A 25,511-nucleotide genomic window follows, 5' to 3' on the forward strand; every position below is an offset into this window, starting at 1 on the left:
CTAGGAGGGAATTTATGAGTATTGTAAGAGAAAAATATAAGGTGTATGATATGACCTGTGCATCTTGTGAAAACAGAGTGGAAAAAGCCATTAAAAAATTGGATGGAATATTAAATGTAAAAGCAAGTTATATGGGGCAATTTGCTAAAGTTGAATATGATGATGAACTTTGTGATTCAAATAAAATTAAAGCTGCTATCAAAAGTGCTGGTTACAGTACAGAAAGCTCTAATGACTATAAATTCATGGGAGTTTTTATAATAGTAGCAGCTGTAATTATGCTGGGCATGAAAACAAGTGGTTTTGATATGGAGTCAAAGCTTACTAATGCTTCTTATGCAGTTCTTTTTGTAGTTGGAGTTCTTACTTCAATTCACTGTGTAGGTATGTGTGGTGGAATTATGCTTTCGCAGAGCTTATCAAAAGAAAGCAATAATAAATTTGAAGCTATACAGCCAGCACTTTTATATAATTTAGGAAGAGTTTTATCGTATACTATCTTAGGTGGAATAATTGGGGCACTAGGATCTGTATTTTCTATTTCAATTACTGCAAAAGCAGGGCTTCAAATATTTGCTGGTATATTTATGATTATGATGGGATTTAATATGGCTGGATTTAGCGCATTTAGAAAGTTTAATATTAAACTACCTCACATATCATGTAAAACTAAAAATAAATCTGGTTCTCCTTTTATAGTAGGAATTCTAAATGGACTTATGCCTTGTGGTCCTCTTCAAACTATGCAGCTTTTTGCATTAGGAACAGGAAGTGCTACAAAAGGTGCTTTATCAATGTTCATGTTTGCAATTGGAACGGTACCACTAATGCTTACATTTGGCGCTGTTTCAGGGCTTTTAAGCAAAGGTTACACAAAGAAAATTCTTAAATTTAGTGGTGTTCTTATTATAGTTCTTGGATTTATTATGGGAAATAGAGGTTTTGCACTAGCAGGTATAAATATTAATCCAATTCCAATGGTAGCTAGTAAAGTACAAAGCTTCTTACTTGGTGGAGGTTCTTCGGCTTCAGCTAGCGGAAATATAACTAAAGCTACTGTTGAAAATGGAGTACAGGTTATAAGGATGACTGCAAATAACAATGGATATACTCCTAATGCATTTTATGTACAAAAGGGAATGCCGGTAAAGTGGATAATTAATGGTGAACAATTAAATTCTTGTAATAATGCCATTGTAGCATCATCTGTAGGAATTGAGCAAAAGATAAAAAAAGGTGAAAATATTGCAGAATTTACTCCAGGCGATAAGGATATTAATTTCAGCTGCTGGATGGGAATGATAAGAGGAGTAATAAAGGTTGTAGATAATCTTGAAACAGTGGATACATCAAAGACTGATGCTTCTATACCGCCTCCAAGCACAGGTCCAAGCTGCTGTGCAGTTCCTTTAGATGAGGATTCTGAAGGAACATCTTCAGCACAAAGCATTTATGGTGATGATATAACAAAGGTTCCAACTGATACATTAATTAATAAAGCTTCAGCTCTTGGAAACTACCAAAGTGCAAAATTCAAAGGTATTGGTTATGAATTACAGCCATTAATAGTTGTTACAGGAAATACTTCAAAAACTAAGCTAACCTTTGATTTAAATGACTTTGATAATGTTGAAGGTAAATATCGCATTGTAGATGCAACTACAGGAGATGAAATTACTTCATTTAATGCTAAAAAGGGTATAAATGAGATAGAATTTAGTCCGAAAAAAGTTGGTGGATATGCAATAGTTAAAGAGGATTTCATTTTAGGAATAATTGAAGTAGTAGATAACTTAAATACTACAGATTTAGAAAAAGTGCGAGATAATTATTTAAGTCAATAATTAAAGCATTGTAAATAAAATTATCAATATATATAAACATCAGAACTAAGAGTCTACACTTCTAGTTCTGATGTTTGTTTTTTAATCAAATATATCTGTTATATCACAAAATCTGCATGTAATCTTTGTATGTGACAAATTCTCATCTTCATTAATATGGTGACTCATATTATTCATTTCCGTCATATCATGATCAATAGAAAGGATATCTTCAATTTTAACTTGTGCAGTATAAGTAATATGTGTTGTATCACCTACAATAAAGCCGTGCATAAATGGAGGACGAGGCATATCTTTCGGTGGAATAGGTTTAATTGACTTTATATACTTTTCTACTACGGGAGGTACAGCATTATTACCAATTAAGAGAAGAGGTGTATGCTTACCCATATGAGCAAATAATATACCAGCTAATGTATGCATGGGGTGGCTTAAGGTGCCAAAGGTAAAAGCATGACCATCTACATAATTTCTACCCCAACCAAATTTAGTTTTTGGATCTTTATATTTAGCAAAATTCACTGCAATTTCGTAAGGATTTTCCCCATCAATTCTAGTTAAGTTTTTTATATTATCTAGCTTACCTAAATCTTTTTCAACAGCCTTTGATATCGTTTTTGTTGAACCTACAATATAAACATTAATATCATGCATTCTTTTGATAGATTCTATTGTGCAATCTGGAATACTATCCTTTTTAACATAAAGTATAGGATCACCATTATGAGCACTCCAATAAGGAGTCATTATGCCCTCAGAAAAGTTTTCACCAGATACTATAAGTATATTTTCAAAATGCTTTCGTATAATAGGTATTTTACAGGCAGTTTCATAGGAGTTACGTCCCGATATACGATAGGTTCTTAAACCATAGTGATGTAATTCCATAGCTACATTGTTAGAAATATTGCCAACCAGTATTACATGCGTCCCTTTATAACCTTTAGGGCATAAGCGATTTATTTCAATTAATGTTTCCTTGCTTAGCCTATTGCCATCAGTAAATAAAATAGAAGCATTGATAGGCATATGAACCAATGGTGCAGCTGCTATTGCATCAAAAACTTCATTTTTATTAACTAAAATTACAGCATTAAGCTTCATATGTGTAAAACCTATTTTAGACACTCCAATTGCTGCATCCACAGGAGTAGTACTGCATACCCTTGTAGTATTTAATGTAAGGGGACAAATTTCTTTTATATTATTGTTCATTCTATCCTCCTAAAGACACTATCTATTCCAATTATATGATGAAATAATATTTCATGTTACATTATTGTAAAGAAAATAATACATGCAAATATGTCTCTAAACAATATAAAGGGATGCACTGTTTTTAGTGCATCCCTTTATTAGCATGTTAAAAAATAATCGCAATGTTTTTGGAATATTATCTATATGTAAGTTTTAAATATATTACAGTTATAAATTTATAATCATTTTAACAAGGATCTTACTCTTAAGTATTCATCTCTACTTATTTTCCCGTCAGCAAATCTTCTATCTAAAATATCTAAGGCTCTATTTGATTGTCTAACTTTGCTATAACTTAGATTATTTTGATTCTCAAAAATATTCAAATAAAGAAACATGAAAATAAGTAAAGTAACCATTGGTAAAAACATCATAATTTTCAACCTCCTTTCACTAGTTATATTATATTAATAAAATATGTAGAAAGCATGGAGAAACACTTATAGGAATATAGTACATTTGCTAAGAGGTAAAGAGTATATAAGATGCGAAATTGATGAAGAGGGATATAGAAAAATGAGGGATGTCATAGAAAATAAATAAGATGAAATAGGGATAAGTTTGGCTGAACAGGCTACTATTTTATATATGTAAATATATTGTAAAATAATAGAAGGAAATGTGCTAAATAACAGTAGTATCCATTCCTTTTTAAAAGCAAAAAACAGTTAGTAATATACTAAAATTACCAACTGTTTTTTTATTGTTACATACCTGCCATTTTTCTACATTCATCAGCACATGTGCGACATTCTTGTGCACATTTTTGACAATGCTCATCTTTAAACATATCACATTCCTTTGCACATGTATCACAAACTGTAGCACACATTTTGCAATGTTCTTTTGCAAATTGGCCATTCATAGACATAATAGCTGCCGACATTTCACACATCTTTGCGCATTCAACTAGAATTTTTACACAATTTTTTCTTGCATTTAAATCAGGTTCATTAAGACATGCCTCAAAACATTCATAACACGCCTGAGCACATCTAGTGCATTCATCGATACATTTTTGATAGTTATTTGTAGTCATAGTTACTACTCCCATTTCAAACACTCCTTTTAATTTTTACTACGTAATGTAGTATGTGTAAAAATAATAGTTTTATATTCATGAAATCAATAACTTTAATGGTAACAATATCATTTTTTAATATTATTCTCTATATTGTGGTTCCTCTGATTTTACAAAATCAAGTCTACTTTGAAGTGTCTGTGCTATGTTTTCACTTGTTTGTGCTAGTTGTTTAAAAGTTTGTTTAGATTGTTGATCATTTGTATCCATGGAAAATGTTTTTAATTGAGCAGCTAATCCTTGAGCACTTGCTAAGGCTTGCTCAAGTTTGTTTACAGTTGCCATATTCAATTCCTCCTTTAAATTGTAAAATTTTATATAGTTATTATGTGTACACTATAATAACTTAAGTTACATACATAATATAACTATTTGTTGTCTAAAATATACTTTAGAAACGATATTGACATATAAATACAATCTTGCCAAAAGGAAATAATTTTTCCTTAATGTAATAAATTTCAAGAGGTGATTTTATGAATATATATACTATTTTCTTTGAAGGAGAAAAGTTAAATATACCTGAGCTGTTTATCAGAGCATCTATCTTATACTTCATGTTATTTGGTTCAACTAAAGCAATGGGATTTCGTCAGCCTGGTATATTAACCCCATATAATTTTTTAATGGCTGCGGGCATTAGTCATATTGCAGCTTCTCGTATGGTTAATCCTAAATCAAGATTAGTAGATGCAATGGTTATAATAATAATATACACTTTAATTAATTTGTTTATATCGTACTTATATTTTAAAGCTCCATCTGTAGTTTCTCAAAAACCTATTATATTGGTTAAAAACGGAAAGGTGATTAAAGAAAATCTTTCAAAAGCAAAACTAACAATTGATAATTTATTTTCTATACTAAGACAAAAAGATGCACCCAATATTGAAAAAGTAGAGTATTTAATTGCAGAAGCCACAGGGGATTTTAGTACAGCTATAAATAGCAATAGCCTTCCTGTAACTAAGTTAGATATGGCAATAGAACCCAAACAGGATAGTTTGCCCCAAATTCTTATTTATAAAGGAAATGTAGATAAACAAATTCTTAAAATGAATTCATTGAGTTATGATTGGATTAAAACTGAACTTAGATCTAATAACATAGATAGCATAAATCATATTTATTTAGGAATTTTAACTTCCGATAAAAAATTATATGTAAGTTCATAGGAGGACTCTCATGATTAAGGTTTTTGGGGTTATAAAAAATATTTCATTATTTGGATATATAATAAGAACCTTTTTAGTAGGTATAATAGCTTTTTTGGTAGGAAGATATATGCTAAAAAGAACTATAAATCAGTTAACTGCCTATGACTTTGCAGTGATATGGATATTGGGAGCTCTTACAGTTGCCCCATTGTTAGATGGAGAAATTTCCTTTACATATATAATTGTTCCATTAGCAACTTTATTTTTTTGGCATTATATGATTACTTTAATATCTCTAAAAAATAGAGATTTAGCTTTATTTTTTAATGGGAAACCTTTAATTTTAATAGATGATGGAAAAATAATAAGAAAAAATTTTAAAAAACATTTTATAAATATTGATTTACTTATGAGTGAATTAAGAATTAAGAATGTTTTTGACATTTCAGAAGTTAAATACGCAATTTTAGAGCCTAATGGTCATTTTAGTATTATAAAAAAAGAATCTCATAGACCAGTTAATCCAACAGATTTAAAGCTTACTGCTAAACCTGTAGATTTACCTTTAGTTATTATCAGTGATGGCAAATTATTTGAAGAAAATTTAACTGACTCAGGGGTAGATAAAGAATGGCTTATGAATAATCTCGCTATGTATAATGTATATGATATAACAAACATATATCTTGCTACTATAGATAATTGTAAAAAACTATATATATCTAAAAAAGATTAACAAGTATGTAATAGTAAAGTTTTGTCACAGTGATTTTGTATTACGAACTAAAGTCCAGCAAATAACTTGCTGGACTTTTTACAAAGATATTTTTAAGTATTTCTATTGCTTCTTTATAAATACTACGCAAACAACAATATGCTGGATATAATGAAGGGAAATGGCTATAAGGACTAGAAAAAGGAAATTATAAAGCTATGGATGGTTTTATGAATACTATAACAGAAGAAGATTTTAAAAAGATTATTGATATAATGAAAAAAAGTGGAAATGAAAATATGGCTAATATGATGGAAAGCATAGGAAGAGAAGGAATGATTGAAATGCATAATTCAATGGGGGGAGCAGAAGCTTGTCATGGCTCAAATAAAAATACTAATGAAAGTATTAATAAAAATAGAAGTACGAATAATAATGTAATCCCTAATAGAATGATGAATAGAAGTTTATAATACTTTTAATTCATAAAAATGCTACCTTCAGAATTAGGTAGTATTTTTTACTGTTCAATATTTAATATGCTAATCTACTAAATTTCTTATAAAGCAACTTTAAGATTATGATACTTAAAATTATTAGAATTACAATTAATAGTGCAGAGTGAAAGAAAAATTCTTCAGGGAGTATCTTTATGATGGGGTCCAAGTCAGGATCAAATATCCAGTAATCATTTCTAAAAAATATCTTATGAAATATAGTAAAAAAAGCATCAAAATTTATCATAAAAGCTGTCAAAAGAACTGCTGGAAGTATTATTAATATGGAAGAGGTTTGTTTTAAAAAATCTAAGTTTTTATGTTTAAGATTAAGTAATAAACCTACACCACTAATAAGTCCAGTTACAGCTAGCAAAACATCAACAGAAGTAAAAATTCTTTTGACATCTTTAAAGTGAATTTGTCCATATTTTGAATAAGGAATCGATGGCAGTTTAAAGTCTTCTTCTTTTGAGCTTAATAAATAATCAATAACATAATCATAATTTTTTACTAGTTCATCTTTACTAAAATTTGAATGATCTACTATATTTAAGTGTTGAATATCGAAATAGTATAAAGGTTTAAACATCAATGTGAATTTTACTGCTGAAGCAATAATAAACAAACTAAATGTTAAAGAAAATAATATTTGAAATAATTTATAGTTTCCTTTTTTTCTTGTTTCAATTTGATGTGTGTAAACTGGTGAATACATTTTATGACCCCCATATATAAAAGTTTCTTATGTGCATCACCATTATAAAAAATGAATATGAAGATAGTGTGAAAAGTTGGCATAATAATTTAAGAGTAAATATGCGAAAAATGTGCTGCTGAATGTGAAATGTTTAAAGATGAGCATTGCCAGACTTGTGCAGATGTTTGCAGACAATGTGATAGTGAGTGTAGAAGAATGGTAAGCATGTAATAATAGTGAAAATATAAAAAATAATCCTGACAATTAATTGTCAGGGTTATTTTTAAGAAGATAAAATGTCGGGAAACTCAATAGTAAAAGTAGTCCCTTCGTTTAGCTTACTTTTAACATATATTTCACCACCATGAGCTTTAACGAATGATTTCGTAATTGTAAGTCCTATACCTGAACCTCCTGTATTTTTAGCACGAGATAAATCACTTCTATAAAACCTCTCAAATATATAAGGCAAGTCTTTTTCAGGAATACCTATACCATTATCAATAACTTTTATGATAATATTTTGCTTTTCTTTCTTTAACGTTACCTCAACTGCTCCATTAGGCTTTAAATGATTATAAGCATTTAAAAGAAGGTTATTTACTATTTGCTTAAACTTATCTTTATCCATAGTTGCTTTTACATCAGGAGATATATTGCAAACTAAATTATAATCTTTTTTTATATATAGAGGCTTAAAAGTATCTAAAATTTTTTCTAATTCATTTGATAAATTAATATTACTCTTATTTAAGTTAAGATCTACCTGCTCAAGTTTAGCTAAATTACGAAGATTATCTACAAGTTTTGTTAATCTTTGAATTTCTTCATAGAAGACTTCAAGCCTTTCAGTAGTAGGTTCCCATATGCCATCAATAAAAGCTTCAACATAGGTTTTTAATGTAGTAAGTGGTGTTCTTAATTCATGAGCCATGTCTGATGTTAATCTTTTTCTGAGCATATCTTGCTTACTTAGCGATTCTGCTAAATAATTTATTGAATTGGAAAGCTCATCTAGCTCTTTAGTATTTGTCTTGACGAAAGCGCGAGCTTCAAGATTTCCAGCACGCATTTCATTTGCTGTTTTAGTTATTTTAAGTAGAGGTTTTGAAAGCTGCCTCGATATAATTATGCTAATTATAAATCCAAAAATTAGAGCTATAAAAGCAGCAATAATAAAAGAATTATTTAACGTGTTTATAAAAGTAACAGAACCAGAAGATAGATATGAAGTTCCAAAGTAACCAACGGTTATTGTACCGATGTCCTTCTTATTATTAGAAAGCAAGGTGTATTTATTTTCAGTATATTCACCAGTATTCATTCCTGAAAAATTATGCATATTAGAACCCATCATATTTTGCATCATGCTTTTATGATACAAATGAGCACTACCTGAAGAATATACAGTATTGTTAACTGAGTCTTTTATTTCAATATACAATTCCTGCATCTCTGCATATCTTTGTAGTTCTGATTCATTTATATTTGTAAAACTATTTTGCTCATTATATAAGTCCTCAACAATGGTTATTATATTATCTATTTTTACTTTATGTTCATCAACTAAATACTTTTGAAATTCTTTTCCTACTGCATAATTTGATATCAGACTCGTTAAAATAATAGATCCTAGTACTGCTAAAAGAAATCCTAAAGAAAGTTTCTTCATTAAAGAGAGTTTCATCTTTTCACCTCAGTAAAACTCGGGATAAACTTATAGCCCATTCCGTAAATAGTTATTATATATTTTGGCTCTTTAGGATTATCCTCTATCTTATGTCGAATGTTTTTGATATGAGTATCTATTGTTCTATCATAGCCTTCATAGTCAATTCCGAAAGCCTTTTCTACTAAGTGTTCTCTTGAGAATACTGTTTCTGGATTTGCAAGTAATACTTTCAATATTTTAAATTCATTTGTTGTTAGACTTATAACATCTCCCTGCTTTTTAATGAACATCTTTTTAATATCAACTTCTAAATCTCCATTATTAAAGTTTAAAATATCAGCAAGAGGGAGTGAATCTTTGTAAGATCTTCTAAGTAAAGCTCTTACCCTCACTACTAACTCACGAGCACTAAAAGGTTTGGTTAAGTAATCATCTGCACCGATAGATATTCCTTCTATTTTTTCATCTTCATCCGCCTTAGCAGTAAGCATTATGATAGGCACAGTAGAAGCAGCTCTTATTTTACTACATACTTCCTCACCAGATAACTTAGGAAGCATTAAATCTAAAACTATAAGATGAATTATCTCCATATTAAATATATTAAGAGCTGCCTCACCGTCTATTGCAGTAACTACCCTAAATCCATCCTTTTCTAGATAAGCTTTAACTACATTCAATATATTTTGTTCATCATCTACAACTAGTATTTTAAATTCATCATTATTCATGTTTATCACCTCTAAAAATTATTAATATAATTTTATTACATTTTATATATCTAAAACACTAGGATGTATAGTTTCCTAGTATTTGATGGTATGACTTTTCTTTTAGTATAGACTTCCACAGCAAATTATATAAATTGATTATGAAGGAATTGTGTAGAAATACAAAAGTAATAATGCTTATGGCTTTTTTCTTCATCTTCATACGGATTACATAAAAAGTTTATATAATTTAGAGCACATAATTATAACAAATAATGGAGGAGGTGAATAACAATATGATTGAAATACTAGTTGCTTCCTTAATAGCAGCTTTTGCGATTTACACAATATATAGTAAGTTTAAAGGTAAAGCTTCAGGTGGCTGCGGCTGTGGTGGCTGTAGTGAATGAAAAGGAAAGATAAAAAAATAATATTGCTTATATATTTCAGCTGGGAGGAAGACGATGAAAAAGAGATTAATATGCTTAATGCTAATGTTTGGAATAGCATTTAATTTACATAAACCAGTTCTTGCAGCACCAACATCTGAACAAATCTATAGACAAAGAAATCAGCTGCAGACGGATAAAAATGAGTTTAAAAAGGCACAAGATAAAAGATTTGAAATAGAGCAAAATATAGAGAACCTAGACAATCAAATTGAAGAAGTAATGGATAAAATGCAAGAAAATAAGAAACAAATGAGTAAAATACAGGAAAATATTAAAGCCACAGAGCAGGAACTGAAAGAAACAGAAGAAGATATAAAAAAGGAAAAAGAATTATTTAATAAAAGAGTAAGAGTAATTTATGTAAAGGGATCAAGCAGCTACTTAGATGTACTACTTGAAGCAAAAGATTTTAGTGATTTTTTCTCAAGAATAGAAACTTTAAAGAGTATTATAAACTTAGATAAAAAAATTACTGAAAATATAAAATTGAAACAGGAACAATTAAATAATAATAAAGAGGAATTAAATAAGCAAAATGATAAGTTAGTATCTCTAAATAGCGATAATAATGAAAAGATGAATAAACTACAAAAGGATAAAAGTAAGCAAAGTAAGTTAATTGAAGAAGCAAAGAAACAAGAGAAATTATATGCTTCTGCAGTGAATGAAACACAAGCAAGGATAAATCAAACATTAATACAAATTGATGCAATGAGAAATTCAACACCAACATATACGGCTTCTAGGGAGGCAGCATCTGTTTCTAAAAAACAAACCGAAACAGTAACAAATTCAACACCAGCATATACAGCTTCTAGAGAAGTTGCATCTGTTTCTGTAAAATCTACTGAAACAGATGCAAATGCACCTTCTAGAGGGAATACATCAGTATCTGGTAATGCAGTAGTAGCCTATGCTTCTAGTTTTTTAGGAACACCTTATTTATGGGGAGGTACAACACCAGCGGGTTTTGATTGTTCTGGATTTACTCAATATGTATACAGGCATTTTGGAATAACAGTTGGAAGAACTACTTATGATCAAATTAAAAATGGTTATGCCGTTTCAAGAAATGAACTTCAGCCTGGAGATTTAGTTTTCTATGGAAAGGGAGGAAGTCCAACTCATATGGGAATATACGTTGGGAATGGTATGTATATTCATGCTCCAAGAACAGGGGATGTAGTTAAAATATCGCCTTATGATAGATCAGATTATATTACTGCAAGAAGGGTTATACAATAAATGTTAAATAAAAAATTTTCACAAAAGAACTAGAGAGTTAAACTCCCTAGTTCTTTTGTGAAAGGATTGTTCTTCTCTTTAAGTATTCTTCTTCACTAATTTCTCCATTAGCAAATTTTTCATTGAGTATTTCCATTGCATTATTAGACTTATTACTATAATTTTTAATAAATTTAGAAACAAGTACTATTATTCCAATGAATACAAGCAATCTTAATCCTATACCTAAAAGCATCCATCCAGGTCCTATAAGGCCTGAGGAGTTAAATCCATATCCTCCAAAACCACCACAAAACATATATAAAGTCCTCCTTTAATATTAATTTTATATGTTAATTATATAAATCAATTATGGTGGAATTGTGAAGAAATATAATATATTAGAATTTATGAAAAAGTGGGTTTCTTCATATGTTCTTTATATAAATAACATAAAATGTAATCATAATATAAATACTTTAAATTATTAAAAGTATATTGGAGGGGTAATTATGAAATGTCATGGAGATAATGGAGGAAATCAAAAACATAGTATGCTAAAGCACGTACTGCACATGATTCTTTGCTGTGGTTTGCCTATAGTTATTATAGGATTACTGCCACTTATAACAAAATTTAGCCCAGGTGCAGCTGGCTTGCTTGCAATAATTGCGCCATTTATATGTCCATTGATGATGGTTGGAATGATGGTAATGATGATGCGTGGTAATAAAAAAGGAAGTTGTTGTGATAATAAAAATACCGAAAATGATAAATTAAATAAATTTATAGAATAAAATAAGAGAGTCTTAGTTGTGAAAAGCTAAGACTCTTTTTATATTTTATATAATAGAGCTGACTTTATACAAATACATGAAGCTAACTATAATGTTACAAATCTAACTTCATATCACCATACTTAATCAATCCTTTTTTACGCATAAACTCTGAAATAAGTAAACATATAATTGCTGGAGCGATTATATGTATTGTAAGTATTAACCATAAAGAGTTTATCCCCATAACTTCTATAGTTGCAAATTGACCAACCAATCCACTGGTTCCCATGCCGGCACCCATTGAATTATTTCTCATTTTAAATATTGAAGAAGCAATAGGACCAAGTATTGCACTTGTTAAAGTAGGTGGAATCCATATAAGAGGATTTTTAATGATGTTTGGAACTTGAAGCATGGATGTTCCAAGACCTTGAGCAATTAAACCACCCAATTTATTTTCTCTATAGCTTGAAATGGCAAATCCAATCATTTGAGCACAACATCCAACTGTAGCTGCACCAGCAGCCAGACCATCTAGTTTTAGAGAAATTGCAAGCGCAGCACTACTAATTGGAAGAGTCAATACCATTCCCATTATTGTAGAAACCAAAATTCCCATTGGAACTGGTTGCAGTTCAGTTGCATAATTAATCATATATCCTAGTGAACTCATTAAAGATGACATAAAAGGACTTATAAAAGTGCTAACAATACCTCCAGTAATAATAGTTATTGCAGGGACTAAGATTATATTTAATTTTGTTTTATTATGAATAAGTTTCCCCAATTCAGCCCCAATAAGTGCTGCAAATAAAGCTCCTACAGGTTCACCTACATTTATAGAATATGTACCTAAGTTTGTTAATTTAAGAGTTTGTGCACCAAGTGCTCCAGTAATAATAGAAGAAAATATAGCTAAAATAGGAGCTTTTACTCCATAAGCTACAGCCGCACCAATGGCAGGGCCCATCATAAGTTGAGCAGCTTTTCCAAATTGGATTAGTAAAGGAAGTCCTAATTTTTCTCCAACTTGTTTAAGTATTAAACCTATAATAAGAGAAGCAAAAAGTCCTTGTCCCATAAAATTAAGAACATTGATTAAATACTCTTGTATTGAAAATTTACTGCTTTTCATAATATACCTCGTTATAAAAAAATTAAGTAGTTGTAAGTATATAAAGATAGTATAATAGTCTGTGTAAACTCCTAAGAAATACATTTTATCATATCCCTCTTTCAGAGTACACAGACTATTTTTACTTTTTAAATATTATTTTTAGCTTCAAAGCTTCCACAATCAGTATGTTCAACTTTATTAGCTTCACCGTTGTGTTTTGTAACTTTAATTTGATTTAGTGCACAATACTGTCCGTCATTGCTATGGAATTTACATTCAGTAACTATACATCCTATACTTTCATTCTTTGGCATAACTATTACCTCCTTTACTCAATGTTCAATATTATTATTAGATATTTTCCGAGTTTTATTCAACAAAATGAAAGTTGTTTTAACATACCACTATTTGATTATTTTAGAAAAGTGCATATAAAATAAATACATATAGCTATTTTGCAACAATTAATATGAACACACAAAGACTTAGACAAATCAAGTTTTTGTGTGCTCTGAATTTTGCTAACTTTACTTTATATTATTTATATAATCCTTCATATCTTCTATAGTCATAGCACCGATATGTTTATCGACTATATTTCCTTCTTTATCAATAAAAAATGATGTGGGAATTGAAACAACTTCATATTGACTTGCAACAATATTACCTGTGTCTAGTAATACTGGAAAGTTATATTTGTTGCTATTAATAAACTTCTGCACAGTATCTTTTTCTTCATCTAAGTTTACAGCTAATATGACTAAATCAGAATTCTTTGTTTCCTGATAAAGCATTTCCATTTCAGGCATTTCAGCCTTGCAAGGAGGACACCAAGTTGCCCAAAAGTTTAAAAACACCTTTTTACCTTTATAATCACTTAATGAAACCTCTTTTCCAGTTAAGTCCTTTAATTTAAAATCCATTGCTTTAGTTTTAGATACTTTCAGAGCAGTTTCATTTTTAAAATTGTCATTTTGTTTTTTATCAGAGGAATTAGATTCAGTATTAATGATATTATTGGGATTACTAACTTGAGATTTATTATAGTTATATACCGTATATACTGAACCACCTATGAGAATTAATAATCCTAATATTATAGCTATTTTTTTCATTGAAATTTCTCCTATCTATTAAAAGTTAATAAAATTCAGGTATTGACTTAACATACCCATTTTATTAGTAAAGATTAAGATTCCCATTAAAATCATAAGTAATCCGCTTATTATAGAAATAAAACTTAAATACTTTCCTAATCTGCTTATTTTTGATGATAAATTTTCAATTGCAAGTGCTGTTAAAATGAATGGAACAGCAAGTCCTAATGAGTAAAAGACTAGCAATATAATACCTCTACTTATAGTTTCCATACTGCTTGCATAAACAAGAATAGAGGATAAAATTGGACCAACACATGGAGTCCATCCTGCAGCAAAGGCCATACCCATTAAAACAGAACCAAAAGCGCCATTTGTATTGTTAAAAGATAAAAATCTTTTTTCTCGATAAAATAATTTGATTTTAAAAATACCTGTAGTGTGCAAACCAAAAATAAATATTAAAATCCCAGATATCTTTCTAAAAATAGACTGATTCTTTATGAAAACTTTTCCAATTGAAGTAATGGAAGCTCCCATTATGATAAATATAATGGAGAAGCCAATAATAAATCCTATAGATTTATAAAGAACGTACATATTAGATTTTTTGCTTTCAGGATTACTAATACTTGTACCCGTTATATAACTTATATAAGCGGGGACAAGGGGGAGAACACATGGCGAAAGAAATGATAATAACCCTGCAGAGAAAGCTAGTATCAGCGAAACGTTGTTCAAATCATCACCTTCTTTCATTTGAAGTTTAAAAGCCTAAAGCTTAATATCAATTATATATAAAATATGTTAAGAATATGTTAAAGTGCGTGTATTATCTTTGGGTATAAGAAAATAAAATTCTGTTCCAGATTTATGAGAGCTAGTGACACCATATTCAAACCCATGCATTTTTAATATTTCTTTACAAATTGCAAGACCTAATCCCATACCACCACTTTGAGAATTTTTATAATATTTATCCCAAATGTCTGTTAAAAGATGACTTTCTATACCTAAACCGTAATCTTTTACTGATAGCTTTATATAATCATTTAATTCAGAGGTGAAGATTTCAATTTTACTATATTCATCACTAAATTTAACCGCATTATCAATAAAATTATATAAAACTCTTTGAAGATATTTTTTATCTGCCCATACTTCTAAAGGTTCAGTAGAGCTAGTAATAGTTATATTCTTTTCAGCGGTTATTGGTTTAAAGTAGTTCACACATTCTTGAGCAAAATCAGGTAAATTAATAAATTGTTTATTAAGAGAGTATGCTCCATCTTGAAGCTTAGAAAGCTGAAGCAAATCCATAACTAAAGTGTTTAGCCTATCTACTTCATTTATTATTTCTTTTGAATATCTTTCTAAATTTTCTTCATCTACCAATCCATCACTAATAGCCTCACTGTAGCTTCTAATTACACTCAAAGGTGTCTTGAAGTCATGGGATACATTAGCTACAAAATCCCTTTGCAGTTGATATTTCTTTTTTAAGTCAATAGCCATTTGATTTAGGCTTATAGATAAAGTTTGAATTTCGTCATTAGTTTCAACACTACAGTCTACATTAAAATTGCCATTAGATATTGAAGAAGCAACCTTTTCCAACTTTAATATAGGTTTTGTAAATTTTTTGCCTATATAGGATATTAGAGGTATAGATAGCAGCACTGAAAAAATAAATATAAAAAATAAAACAATATAAACTATATTTAAATAATCCGAGGAATACTTATTATTTTGAAAAACTATGATATCCCCTATATCAGTTTGCAGTTTATAATATAGAAATTCAGCATTCATAGCATTTTTAAATATTCCTTTTGTTTTAAAGTTGTTATCGCTTGCAGAGCGTAAAAATGGCATCATACCCATTTTACCTTGAGTCAAAGGGACTATATTATTATCTTGAATAAGTATTGCAGTAATACTTGAACTATCTATTTCTTCATTGCTTTTTAAGGAGGTATATATATCTTTAGCTGAAGCCTGCAAACTATCATATTGCTGTTTAAGGTAAAACTTGGATAAAAAGATACTGCTTATTATAAGGCATATTGCAATGACTAAAGCAATTATAGATAAAAAGTATTTTATAAGTTTACGTGTTATTTTATCCATAGCTATCCTCCTGACACCACTAACTTATATCCAACACCCCATACTGTTACAAGGTGATCTTCGCAAAATTTTAGTTTTTCTCTAAGTTTTTTAATATGAGTATCAATTGTACGTGAGTCACCTATAAAATCATATCCCCATACCGAACTTAATAATTGCTCTCTACTAAACACCTGACCTATATTTTTGCTTAAAAATAACAAAAGATCAAATTCCTTAGGGGTTAGATTTACTTGTTGATCATCTTGCAATACTTCATGGTTTTCTTCTAATATTGTTAAATTATCAAATTTTAAAGATTTATTTTTAGTTATCTTACTGTTAATTCTAAGTTTCACACGAAGAACTAATTCTCTCATACTAATAGGTTTAACCATATAGTCGTCGGCACCTAGCTCCAGCCCAAAGATCCTGTCATCTTCTTCACCCCTTGCTGTTGTTAGTATAACAGGAGTGTTGCCTAATGATTTAGTTTTTCTAAGTAAAGCCCAGCCGTCTTTACCAGGAAGCATAATATCGAGGATTATTAGATCAAAGTTATGAGTATTAATTAGATCTTCTGCTGATTTTCCATCTGAAGTACAGGTTACATCATAATGTTCATTTTTTAAATATAGAGCCATTACTTCAGAAAGTTTAGTTTCATCTTCCACTATAAGTATTTTATTTGTCATTTTTCCCTCCTATAGTTTTTTTGCATCACTTAATTTAATCATCTTATAATAATTATAATTATAATTTATATATTTGGCTAATCATTGTAGCAAATGTGATAGATTTGTGAAATTTAATTATAAAACTTTTGCAATCTTATCACATTTACAACACTATTTGAACAAAAAGATTCGTTATTATAAAGCTATACCACAGAGATGGTAACTAAAATTAAAATTGGAGGAATAGAAAATGAAAAAAAGAAATGTTATAGCTGCTTTAGTACTTACCATGTCTATAGGAGTGGGAGCAACAGCATATGCTGCTTCAAATGATACTACAGTTACACCAGGGCAAAGATTAGGTCTTGGAAGAATAACTTCTATGAGAGGATATGATTATATGTCTAATATCCTTAAAAACAAGTTAGGCTTAACAGATACTGATATAACAAATGCAAGAGAATCAGGAAAAACACTTTATGATTTAGCAGCTGAAAAAGGAATGACTCAAGATGAGTTAAAGAGTTCATTGCTTGAAGAAAGAACTAAATCAATAGATGATGCTGTTAAGAAAGGAACAATTACAAAAGAAGAAGGGGAAACATTAAAATCAAAGTTAAATACAAACATACAAAACTGTACTGGAAATTTTGGTGAAAGACAAGGAGTAGGCCAGGGCAAAGGAAGAGGTCAAGGCCGTGGAATGATGGGAAACGGACAGGGTAGGGGCTGCATAACAGTACCTAGTAATGAAGTTGTTAAATAACATTTAAAAATAGGATGGCTAAAATTTAGCTATCCTATTTTTTATGGAAAATATTCAAAGAATGAGTAACAATTAATTTAGATTTATATATTATGATATTACGATATAGGTATGTATCTTGTTCATATTATAACATAAAAAATAAATATATACTTGACAGATTAGTAAAAAGCTATATAATATTTCTTAGATACCCTGTGGGGGTATAAAAATATTGGAGGGATGGAAATGAAAAATTTATTTGAACTATGGAAAAAATATTCATATATAATGTTACTTGCATTTATTATTGTAAGCCTATTTGATTTCAGAATAGGTATGGCAGCTATTATTTGTATGATTGCTCCTATAATAGTATCGATTTTCAGAGGAAGGTTTTGGTGTGGGAATTTATGCCCTAGAGGAAATTTCTATGACAATGTTATGGCAAAGTTCAGTAAGAAAAAGGCGGTTCCGAAATTATTAAAGTCAGTTTATTTTAGAGTATTTGTAGTTATATTTATGTTTACCATGTTCGGCTTAGGTGTTAGAAATAATTGGGGGAACCCAGCTGGAATTGGTATGGTGTTTTATAGAATTATAGTAATTACTACCTTGATTGGAATAGTATTATCATTTTTCTATAGTCATAGAACTTGGTGTCATTTTTGTCCCATGGGAAGCATAGCAGCATTAATATCTTACTTCAGAAAAGATAAAAAAAAGGTACTAGAAGTATCTAACACTTGCGTGAACTGTAAGATTTGCGAGAAAAAGTGTCCTATGGGAATTTCTCCTTATGGTTATAAAGGTGATGTATTAGATCATCCAGATTGTATTCAATGTGCAAATTGCGTAATAGCTTGTCCGAAAAATTCTATTGGATATGATACAATAAAATAATAAAAAATGCCTAATGGAGTTTATTTACCATTAGGCATTTTTTTATTTTACTAAATATAATTATTTCAACTTTACTGAAATGCATTAACTGTTTCTTATTAATTCAATATTTTTTATGGTTATAGAATGTGCATCGTATTCTATTAATCCATCACGTCTCATTTTATTTAGTTCTCTTAAAAGTGAAGGACGTTGTACGCCAATTCGTTCAGATAGTTCTTTCTTTGATATTGGTAAAATGATTTTTGACGTCTTTTGAATATAATATTCATAGGTTAAAAAGTCTAATATACTCTGTCTTATAGTCTTCATACTTATAGACTTAATTTTGTTTGTTAATATTATAGTTTTATCAGAAATGGATTTAATAAATTCAATTAGAAAATTCTTATTTTGTTGGCAAAGTTCAAGTATCAAGTCTTTATTAATATGAAGAATTATACAAGAAGATCTTGATGCTACTGTCATAGGATAAATATCAGCATTTGCAAAGAGTAAGTTTCCTCCTATTATATCTCCAGTTGTGAATGTAGATATAGTAAGCACATTCCCGTTATTATCAATTTTTTGAACAATAATACTTCCTTTTAAAATAATATCTAAAGTAGTGCACTTTTCATTTTGCAAGTAAATAACTTTGTTTTTGTTATATTCTTTAATTTCATAATTTTGGCTATTGAATAATTGAACTAATTCTTCAGAAGAGATGGTATTAAATAAACCTATATGCTTAATTATATGAATAAAGTCTTTGATATTCATGAATATTCCCCTGTAATTAGTAACCATGGTTACTTTTTTTATATTTATAAAAATTATAATATAAACACATGAACTATGAAAGGGGAATTTTTATGTTAGAAAAGATTTATGAATTTAAAAGATTAAATGAAAAGGTAGTTGAAAAACTTATTGATGATGAAAATTTAGCACTAAACCATATGGTTTTTACTAAAGGAACAGGTCTACCAGAACATTACTCAAACTCTAATGTGTATATGGTAGTAATAAGAGGTAATTTAACATTAAAGCTTGGTGAACAGGAACCTCACAAATACAGTGAAGGACAAATTGTAAATATACCTTATAATGTAAAGATGAATGTAAATAATTTTGATGATGACATTCTTGAGATATTTGTAATTAAATCTCCTAATCCAAGATATTATGAAGAAAAATAAAAGAGGAAATTTTAAAATATATATCAATATGTTGGAAATAATACAGCTTAATGTTATAATATACATATAAATATATACTGAAGATAAATATTGAAATTATTTGCGATAGGTGGTTATTTGTATGGATTGGCGATTTATTTTATCCCTTATATTTGCGCTTATAGTGGCAATTTTTGCTTTGCAAAATGCAGAAACTGTAAACATAAACTTTTTATTGATGGACTTATCTATGTCACAGGCACTTGTTATATTTATATCAGCAATTTTTGGTGCAGCTACTGTAATGATGCTTAGTATTGTTAGGTGGATTAAACTTAAATCTAAAATCAAAAGTTCATTAAAAACAATAACATTGCTGGAAGAGGAAAATAATCAGTTAAAGCTAAAACTTGAAGAAACAACGACTGAAGAACTTGAAAATAACAATAAATAAGATTTATGATAAGCAAACTTATCATATGAAATGCTTACAAAGTGACTATCTCAAAATTTATTTTGAGATAGTCACTTTTTTATATATTATTTATAAAATTTGAAAATTCACTATTAATTTTACTAAATATATTGACAGAAACTTTAAGGGATGTTATTATCTTAATAATTTAATCAGATAAAGCGGTGAAGTGGTAAATTGATAAAGTAAAGAAGGTGTAAATTTGACTAATTGGAAAAGATATATACCAGAAGGCACAAAGGATTTGTTGTTTGAGGAATGTAGTAAAAAAATTAATACAATTAATATGCTGAGAAGTCTATATTTAAGAAGTGGTTTTGAAGAGGTATCAACACCTACATTGGAATTTTACGATGTGTTTCATTTAGACAACCTGTCTATAGAACAGGAGAAGATGTATAAGTTATTCGATAATACTGGCAGGATATTGGTTTTGAGGCCTGATATGACGACTCCCATAGCTAGGATTGCTGCTACAAAGCTTAAGGAAGCCCCTCATCCAGTAAGAATATGTTATAGTGGCAACATATTTATGATGAATGAATCCTGGGGAGGGAAATTTAGTGAAATAACTCAATCTGGCATTGAGATACTAGGAAGTGACAGCTTAAAGGCAGACTCAGAAGTTATTATAACTGCTATTACAGCATTGCTTTCAATTGGGATTAAGGATTTTGAAATAGAATTGGGACAAGCTGAATTTTTCAAATCTTTAGTGGAAGACGTAATTTTTGAAGAAGAGGAAATGGAGAGACTCAGGAAGTTGGTGGAAAATAAAAATTTTGCTAGATTAAGAGAGTTTGTAGAAGGAAATGAAGATAAGCTAGGAAAGAATGCCAAGGCTCTAAAAAATCTGCCTGAACTTTTCGGGGGGATTGAGGTACTTGAGAGAGCTAAAAATCTTACGGATAATAAAAATGCTCTTCTTGCTATTGATAATATCGCTAAAATATATGAAAAGTTAGATGCAATTGGTCTTAGTAAATTTGTATCCATAGACTTAGGCATGGTACAACATATCAATTACTATACAGGAATGACTTTTAGGGCATATAGCAGAAAAGTAGGCACTGATATTTTAAGTGGAGGAAGATATGATAATTTAATATCTGAATTTGGTCAGAATATTCCTGCCACTGGGTTTGGAATAAATATTGATAGCGTTATGTGTGCACTGCAGGATTATAGTATATGTAATGAGTTTTGCGATAAATACTTAATTTCATATGATGAAAAATATATAAATGTAGCCTATAACTTAGCAAATAAACTTAGAGATTGTGGCTATTACGCTGAGATAAGCTTAATTAAAGAAAAAGAAAATATTATAAATTATTGTAAGGATAAGAAAATAGGTATGCTTGTCTCTATTAATTGTGAAGATGAGGTTGAAATTATAAATATAAAGGATAAAACTTGCAGTAATATAAATGTTTTAGAGTTATTTAAAGCTTTGGGGGAATAAAATGAAGAGTTTAAGAATTGCACTTACTAAAGGTAGACTAGAAAATTATGCAATTACCATGTTTGAAAGCATAGGAATTGATTGTACAGAATTAAAGAACAAAGGAAGAAAATTGATTTTTAAGGATATAGAAAACAACATACAGTTCGTTTTAGTAAAATCAACTGATGTGCTAACCTATGTTGAGCATGGAGCTGCAGATATAGGTATAGTAGGAAAAGACACACTTTTAGAACAGGAGAAAACCTTCTATGAGGTTGTGGACTTAAATGTTGGAAAATGCAGCTTTAGTGTGGCAGCATTACCTGAGTATAGAAACTATGAAGGTTTTAATCGTAAGAAAATTGCTACTAAATACCCTAATGTTGCAGGAAACTATTTTAGAAACAAGGGTGAAGACGTAGAAATAATCAAAATAGAGGGTTCCGTAGAGTTGGCTCCTATACTAGGACTTTCAGATGCCATAGTGGACATTGTAGAAACAGGAGAAACTCTTAGGCAAAATGGGCTTATTATAATAGAAAAAATATGTGATATAAGTGCCAGAATGATAGTAAATCGAGCAAGTATGAAGATATATAAAGATCAGATAGGAAAACTTATTGAAAAAGTTCAAAATTATGTAGATGAAAATCAATAACTTAATAAAGAAAAGAGGAGGGTTATTTTGATAAGTATTATATATGGAAATAGCGAAGAAGGAAAAAGTTACTTAGATTCCCTTAAGGAAAGGGCGGAAGAGGTACAAGGAGATGTTATAAATAAAGTTGAGGATATTTTAAGAGACATAAGAAACAACGGAGATGATGCTTTAATTCAGTATACAAACAAATTTGATAGCAATAGTGTTGATTTGAATAATTTTATTGTATCTAAGGAGGAAATTAAGGAAGCATATGAAAAGGTAGATTCAGATTTCCTCTCTGCAATACAAAGAGCAAAAGAAAATGTTGAAGAATTTCATGAGAGACAAAAGAGAAACTCATGGATGATGACAAAGGATAAGGGAGTTATACTTGGTCAAACTATCAGAGCATTAGAAAATGTAGGGATATATGTACCAGGGGGTACTGCAGCATATCCATCTTCAGTTATTATGAATGCAGTACCAGCAAAGGTGGCAGGAGTAAAGAATATAACAATGGTTACTCCGCCTTTAAAAGATGGAGGTATAAACCCTAATATTTTAGTTGCTGCTGACATTGCAGGAGTAGATAAAATAATTAAGGCAGGAGGAGCTCAGGCGGTTGGAGCACTTGCTTTTGGTACGAAGAATATTGAAAAAGTAGATAAAATAGTAGGACCAGGAAATATATATGTTGCAATGGCAAAACGAAGTGTATATGGATTTGTTGACATTGATATGATTGCTGGTCCTAGTGAAATACTTATAATTGCAGATGCAAATGCTAATCCTAAATTTTTAGCTGCAGATTTAATGTCTCAAGCAGAACATGATGTATTAGCATCCTCAATTTTAGTTACAACATCATTTGAATTAGCAGAAAAGGTAAAACTTGAACTAGAAAGACAAGTTGAGACTTTAGATAGAAAAGAAATAATAAGAGAATCTCTTAGAAACTATGGGGCCATTATTGTTGTAAGCACTTTAGAGGAAGCTATAAAAATGGCTAATGAGATAGCTCCTGAACACCTTGAGATAGTAATTGATAAGCCTTTTGACATATTAGGTGAAATAAAGAATGCAGGTTCTATTTTTATAGGTGAATATTCTCCGGAACCCCTAGGAGATTATATGGCAGGACCAAATCATGTACTGCCAACTAGCGGTACTGCAAGGTTTTTCTCACCACTTTCAGTAGATGACTTTATTAAAAAGTCTAGCTATATTTACTACACTAGTCCTGCATTAGAGGATTTGAAAACCGACATTATAAAAATTGCGGAAACTGAAGGATTAACAGCTCATGCTAATTCTATTAAAGTGAGGTTTGAAAAATGATAAATGACTTATTTAGAGAGGATTTAAAAAGCTTTAAGCCTTATGAAGTTGATAAAAATAACTATACTATTAGATTAGATGCTAATGAGAGTTTTTTAAATTTTCCAGAGGAATTAAAAGAAGAGCTTATGAGTTCAATAGTAAATATATTTTTCAATAGATACCCTGACGCAGATTCAACAGAAATTTGCAAGCTTTATGCAGACTATGCTGGAGTTAATTTTGAAAATGTTATGGCAGGCAATGGCTCAGATGAGCTTATACAAATTATAGTAAATGCCATCATAAAAGCTGGAGATAAAGTAATGATGTTAACCCCAGATTTTTCGGTGTACAACATATACACAAAGCTTGTAGGCGGAATACCTGTGGAGTTTCAGCTTAATGATAGCTTTGGATTAGATGTGGAAGCATTAATAGCAAAAGCTAATCTTGAAGAGGTAAAGCTTATTTTTATATCTAATCCTAATAATCCAACAGGTGGAATTATTCCTAAGGAGCAGTTGATTAGAATAATCACAGAAACCAAGTCTATTGTTGTTATTGATGAAGCCTATTATGAATTTTATGGAGAAACCCTAGTAGATAAAATAAATATCCATGAAAACTTAGTAATACTTAGGACTTGTTCTAAAGCAATAGGATTAGCAGCACTTAGATTAGGATTTCTCATCACCAATGATCTACTAATGACTGAATTTAAAAAGGTAAAACTAACTTATAACGTTAATACAGCTACTCAATCTATAGCTGCAGTGGTGCTAAAAAGACCCGAGCTTATTAAGAAAAATATAGAATTTATACTAAAGGAAAGAGAATATCTGCTTAGTGAACTAAAAAAAATAAAAGGGATAACTATATATCCAACAAAAGCTAATTATGTGCTAATTGAAAGTAGCTTTAAAGATGAATTAAGAAAAAAGACACTAAAATGTGGCATAAGTGTAAGGAACTTTAGCAGCCCTAGGCTTAAAAATTGTTTGAGGATTACTGTAGGAAACAGAGAAGAAAATAAAGCATTTATTGATTCCATAAGTAGATAATTTAAGTTTATAGAATGAAGGTGATAATATGAATAGATTATCCGAAATTAAAAGAAAAACTGGTGAAACGGATATAGAGTTAAGTATCAATTTAGATGGAGAGGGAATTTTTAAAGGAACTACAGGTATAGGGTTTTTAGACCATATGCTTACACTTTTTTCAAAGCATGGTTTAATAGACTTAGAAATAAAAGCAGCTGGAGATTTGGTGGTAGATAGTCACCATACTGTAGAAGATATAGCTATAGTACTTGGAAGTGCTTTAAAGGAAGCTCTAAAAGATAAAGCAGGGATTAAGAGGTATGGTACTAGTTTTGTACCTATGGATGAAGCCTTAGCTACAATATCTTTAGATATTAGCGGAAGACCATTCTTAGTATTTGATGCTAAGTTTACTGTAGATAAACTAGGAAACTTTGATACAGAAATGGTAGAAGAATTCTTTAGAGCTTTTGCTGTTAATGGAGGTATAACCCTGCATGCTAGAGTATTATATGGGAAAAACAATCATCATATGATAGAAGCTTTATTTAAAGCATTAGGCAGAGCTCTAGGGGAAGCAGTAACTATAGACCAAAGGATAAAAGGTGTTATGTCTACAAAAGGAGTTTTATAATTTTAACGTTAAATTAGACATGAAAAATTATTTGTTGTTAACTTTTTAGGAAA

The 25,511-nt window shown here is 29.8% G+C and carries 31 protein-coding genes; 16 read left to right on the forward strand and 15 right to left on the reverse strand.

Annotation, left to right across the window (positions count from 1 at the left end):
- Positions 1-14: 14 nt before the first annotated feature.
- Positions 15-1,844, forward strand: a complete 1,830-nt coding sequence (locus BSD9I1_RS09105; RefSeq protein WP_186430079.1) for a sulfite exporter TauE/SafE family protein — start codon at positions 15-17, stop codon at positions 1,842-1,844.
- Between the two features lie 81 nt (positions 1,845-1,925).
- Here the strand turns inward: BSD9I1_RS09105 and BSD9I1_RS09110 are convergent, their stop codons facing one another.
- The 4 genes from BSD9I1_RS09110 to BSD9I1_RS09125 all read right to left on the reverse strand — a co-directional run bounded on the left by BSD9I1_RS09110 (position 1,926) and on the right by BSD9I1_RS09125 (position 4,467).
- A complete protein-coding gene (locus BSD9I1_RS09110) occupies positions 1,926-3,059 on the reverse strand; it encodes a cell wall-binding repeat-containing protein (RefSeq protein ID WP_186430080.1) in 1,134 nt (377 codons plus the stop codon).
- A gap of 224 nt (positions 3,060-3,283) precedes the next feature.
- A complete protein-coding gene (locus BSD9I1_RS09115; RefSeq protein WP_186430081.1) occupies positions 3,284-3,475 on the reverse strand; it encodes a hypothetical protein in 192 nt (63 codons plus the stop codon).
- 332 nt (positions 3,476-3,807) lie between these two features.
- On the reverse strand, positions 3,808-4,155 hold the full coding sequence (locus tag BSD9I1_RS09120; RefSeq protein WP_186430082.1) for a four-helix bundle copper-binding protein: 348 nt from the start codon (positions 4,153-4,155) through the stop codon (positions 3,808-3,810).
- 108 nt (positions 4,156-4,263) lie between these two features.
- Positions 4,264-4,467: a DUF1657 domain-containing protein gene (locus tag BSD9I1_RS09125; protein WP_035307893.1), complete on the reverse strand. Its 204-nt coding sequence runs from the start codon at positions 4,465-4,467 to the stop codon at positions 4,264-4,266.
- A 191-nt stretch (positions 4,468-4,658) separates the two neighbouring features.
- Here BSD9I1_RS09125 and BSD9I1_RS09130 point away from each other — a divergent pair, with 191 nt between their 5' ends.
- The 3 genes from BSD9I1_RS09130 to BSD9I1_RS09140 all read left to right on the forward strand — a co-directional run bounded on the left by BSD9I1_RS09130 (position 4,659) and on the right by BSD9I1_RS09140 (position 6,527).
- Positions 4,659-5,357, forward strand: a complete 699-nt coding sequence (locus BSD9I1_RS09130; protein ID WP_186430083.1) for a YetF domain-containing protein — start codon at positions 4,659-4,661, stop codon at positions 5,355-5,357.
- A gap of 10 nt (positions 5,358-5,367) precedes the next feature.
- Positions 5,368-6,075 carry a DUF421 domain-containing protein gene (locus BSD9I1_RS09135; RefSeq protein ID WP_186430084.1) on the forward strand — a complete coding sequence of 236 codons (708 nt, stop codon included), beginning with the start codon at positions 5,368-5,370 and terminating at the stop codon, positions 6,073-6,075.
- Positions 6,076-6,284: 209 nt separating this feature from the next.
- Positions 6,285-6,527 (forward strand): hypothetical protein, encoded by a 243-nt coding sequence (locus BSD9I1_RS09140; protein WP_186430085.1) that lies wholly within the window; start codon positions 6,285-6,287, stop codon positions 6,525-6,527.
- A 61-nt stretch (positions 6,528-6,588) separates the two neighbouring features.
- On the opposite strand, the gene BSD9I1_RS09145 is transcribed toward BSD9I1_RS09140, so the two are convergent.
- The 3 genes from BSD9I1_RS09145 to BSD9I1_RS09155 all read right to left on the reverse strand — a co-directional run bounded on the left by BSD9I1_RS09145 (position 6,589) and on the right by BSD9I1_RS09155 (position 9,654).
- Positions 6,589-7,269, reverse strand: a complete 681-nt coding sequence (locus tag BSD9I1_RS09145; protein ID WP_186430086.1) for a TIGR01906 family membrane protein — start codon at positions 7,267-7,269, stop codon at positions 6,589-6,591.
- A 265-nt stretch (positions 7,270-7,534) separates the two neighbouring features.
- Positions 7,535-8,938: a HAMP domain-containing sensor histidine kinase gene (locus BSD9I1_RS09150; RefSeq protein WP_186430087.1), complete on the reverse strand. Its 1,404-nt coding sequence runs from the start codon at positions 8,936-8,938 to the stop codon at positions 7,535-7,537.
- Positions 8,935-9,654, reverse strand: a complete 720-nt coding sequence (locus BSD9I1_RS09155) for a response regulator transcription factor (protein WP_035307886.1) — start codon at positions 9,652-9,654, stop codon at positions 8,935-8,937. The genes BSD9I1_RS09150 and BSD9I1_RS09155 overlap by 4 nt, the downstream gene beginning before the upstream one ends.
- A 275-nt stretch (positions 9,655-9,929) precedes the next feature.
- On the opposite strand from BSD9I1_RS09155, the gene BSD9I1_RS09160 reads away from it, so the two are divergent.
- Both BSD9I1_RS09160 and BSD9I1_RS09165 read left to right on the forward strand, forming a co-directional pair.
- Positions 9,930-10,043: a FeoB-associated Cys-rich membrane protein gene (locus BSD9I1_RS09160; protein ID WP_242966452.1), complete on the forward strand. Its 114-nt coding sequence runs from the start codon at positions 9,930-9,932 to the stop codon at positions 10,041-10,043.
- 54 nt (positions 10,044-10,097) lie between these two features.
- Positions 10,098-11,330, forward strand: a complete 1,233-nt coding sequence (locus BSD9I1_RS09165) for a C40 family peptidase (protein ID WP_186430088.1) — start codon at positions 10,098-10,100, stop codon at positions 11,328-11,330.
- Between the two features lie 46 nt (positions 11,331-11,376).
- Here BSD9I1_RS09165 and BSD9I1_RS09170 read toward each other — a convergent pair whose 3' ends face one another.
- Entirely contained in the window at positions 11,377-11,628 is a 252-nt protein-coding gene (locus tag BSD9I1_RS09170; protein ID WP_035307882.1) for an SHOCT domain-containing protein, read from the reverse strand.
- A 193-nt stretch (positions 11,629-11,821) separates the two neighbouring features.
- Here BSD9I1_RS09170 and BSD9I1_RS09175 point away from each other — a divergent pair, with 193 nt between their 5' ends.
- Positions 11,822-12,106: a hypothetical protein gene (locus BSD9I1_RS09175; RefSeq protein ID WP_035307880.1), complete on the forward strand. Its 285-nt coding sequence runs from the start codon at positions 11,822-11,824 to the stop codon at positions 12,104-12,106.
- A 94-nt stretch (positions 12,107-12,200) separates the two neighbouring features.
- Here BSD9I1_RS09175 and BSD9I1_RS09180 read toward each other — a convergent pair whose 3' ends face one another.
- The 6 genes from BSD9I1_RS09180 to BSD9I1_RS09205 all read right to left on the reverse strand — a co-directional run bounded on the left by BSD9I1_RS09180 (position 12,201) and on the right by BSD9I1_RS09205 (position 17,106).
- Positions 12,201-13,223, reverse strand: a complete 1,023-nt coding sequence (locus BSD9I1_RS09180; protein WP_186430089.1) for a PTS transporter subunit IIC — start codon at positions 13,221-13,223, stop codon at positions 12,201-12,203.
- Between the two features lie 128 nt (positions 13,224-13,351).
- Positions 13,352-13,519 (reverse strand): DUF1540 domain-containing protein, encoded by a 168-nt coding sequence (locus tag BSD9I1_RS09185; protein ID WP_081957114.1) that lies wholly within the window; start codon positions 13,517-13,519, stop codon positions 13,352-13,354.
- A 213-nt stretch (positions 13,520-13,732) separates the two neighbouring features.
- Complete coding sequence (locus tag BSD9I1_RS09190) at positions 13,733-14,320, reverse strand: redoxin domain-containing protein (protein WP_186430090.1); 588 nt, start codon at positions 14,318-14,320, stop codon at positions 13,733-13,735.
- Between the two features lie 18 nt (positions 14,321-14,338).
- Positions 14,339-15,043, reverse strand: coding sequence for a cytochrome c biogenesis CcdA family protein (locus tag BSD9I1_RS09195; RefSeq protein WP_186430091.1), 705 nt, complete (start codon positions 15,041-15,043; stop codon positions 14,339-14,341).
- A gap of 66 nt (positions 15,044-15,109) precedes the next feature.
- Positions 15,110-16,432 carry a HAMP domain-containing sensor histidine kinase gene (locus BSD9I1_RS09200; protein WP_186430092.1) on the reverse strand — a complete coding sequence of 441 codons (1,323 nt, stop codon included), beginning with the start codon at positions 16,430-16,432 and terminating at the stop codon, positions 15,110-15,112.
- Positions 16,433-16,434: 2 nt separating this feature from the next.
- On the reverse strand, positions 16,435-17,106 hold the full coding sequence (locus tag BSD9I1_RS09205; protein WP_186430093.1) for a response regulator transcription factor: 672 nt from the start codon (positions 17,104-17,106) through the stop codon (positions 16,435-16,437).
- A gap of 232 nt (positions 17,107-17,338) precedes the next feature.
- Here BSD9I1_RS09205 and BSD9I1_RS09210 point away from each other — a divergent pair, with 232 nt between their 5' ends.
- Complete coding sequence (locus BSD9I1_RS09210) at positions 17,339-17,854, forward strand: hypothetical protein (RefSeq protein WP_186430094.1); 516 nt, start codon at positions 17,339-17,341, stop codon at positions 17,852-17,854.
- 228 nt (positions 17,855-18,082) lie between these two features.
- Positions 18,083-18,736, forward strand: a complete 654-nt coding sequence (locus BSD9I1_RS09215) for a 4Fe-4S binding protein (protein ID WP_186430095.1) — start codon at positions 18,083-18,085, stop codon at positions 18,734-18,736.
- Positions 18,737-18,820: 84 nt separating this feature from the next.
- Here the strand turns inward: BSD9I1_RS09215 and BSD9I1_RS09220 are convergent, their stop codons facing one another.
- On the reverse strand, positions 18,821-19,498 hold the full coding sequence (locus BSD9I1_RS09220; RefSeq protein ID WP_186430096.1) for a Crp/Fnr family transcriptional regulator: 678 nt from the start codon (positions 19,496-19,498) through the stop codon (positions 18,821-18,823).
- Between the two features lie 92 nt (positions 19,499-19,590).
- On the opposite strand from BSD9I1_RS09220, the gene BSD9I1_RS09225 reads away from it, so the two are divergent.
- The 7 genes from BSD9I1_RS09225 to hisB all read left to right on the forward strand — a co-directional run bounded on the left by BSD9I1_RS09225 (position 19,591) and on the right by hisB (position 25,458).
- Positions 19,591-19,917 carry a cupin domain-containing protein gene (locus BSD9I1_RS09225; protein WP_186430097.1) on the forward strand — a complete coding sequence of 109 codons (327 nt, stop codon included), beginning with the start codon at positions 19,591-19,593 and terminating at the stop codon, positions 19,915-19,917.
- A 121-nt stretch (positions 19,918-20,038) separates the two neighbouring features.
- Positions 20,039-20,350 carry a lipopolysaccharide assembly LapA domain-containing protein gene (locus tag BSD9I1_RS09230; protein WP_186430098.1) on the forward strand — a complete coding sequence of 104 codons (312 nt, stop codon included), beginning with the start codon at positions 20,039-20,041 and terminating at the stop codon, positions 20,348-20,350.
- A gap of 223 nt (positions 20,351-20,573) precedes the next feature.
- Complete coding sequence (locus BSD9I1_RS09235) at positions 20,574-21,836, forward strand: ATP phosphoribosyltransferase regulatory subunit (protein WP_186430099.1); 1,263 nt, start codon at positions 20,574-20,576, stop codon at positions 21,834-21,836.
- Position 21,837: 1 nt separating this feature from the next.
- Positions 21,838-22,476, forward strand: a complete 639-nt coding sequence (gene hisG / locus BSD9I1_RS09240) for an ATP phosphoribosyltransferase (RefSeq protein ID WP_186430100.1) — start codon at positions 21,838-21,840, stop codon at positions 22,474-22,476.
- A 27-nt stretch (positions 22,477-22,503) separates the two neighbouring features.
- Positions 22,504-23,799: a histidinol dehydrogenase gene (hisD, locus tag BSD9I1_RS09245; RefSeq protein ID WP_186430101.1), complete on the forward strand. Its 1,296-nt coding sequence runs from the start codon at positions 22,504-22,506 to the stop codon at positions 23,797-23,799.
- Positions 23,796-24,842, forward strand: coding sequence for a histidinol-phosphate transaminase (gene hisC / locus BSD9I1_RS09250; protein ID WP_186430102.1), 1,047 nt, complete (start codon positions 23,796-23,798; stop codon positions 24,840-24,842). The genes hisD and hisC overlap by 4 nt, the downstream gene beginning before the upstream one ends.
- A gap of 28 nt (positions 24,843-24,870) precedes the next feature.
- The gene (gene hisB, locus BSD9I1_RS09255) at positions 24,871-25,458 is read left to right on the forward strand and encodes an imidazoleglycerol-phosphate dehydratase HisB (RefSeq protein WP_186430103.1); all 588 of its coding nucleotides are present in this window, start codon (positions 24,871-24,873) and stop codon (positions 25,456-25,458) included.
- Positions 25,459-25,511 lie beyond the last annotated feature (53 nt).

This window comes from Clostridium sp. BSD9I1 (assembly GCF_900185645.1).
GTDB lineage: Bacteria > Bacillota > Clostridia > Clostridiales > Clostridiaceae > Clostridium_AK.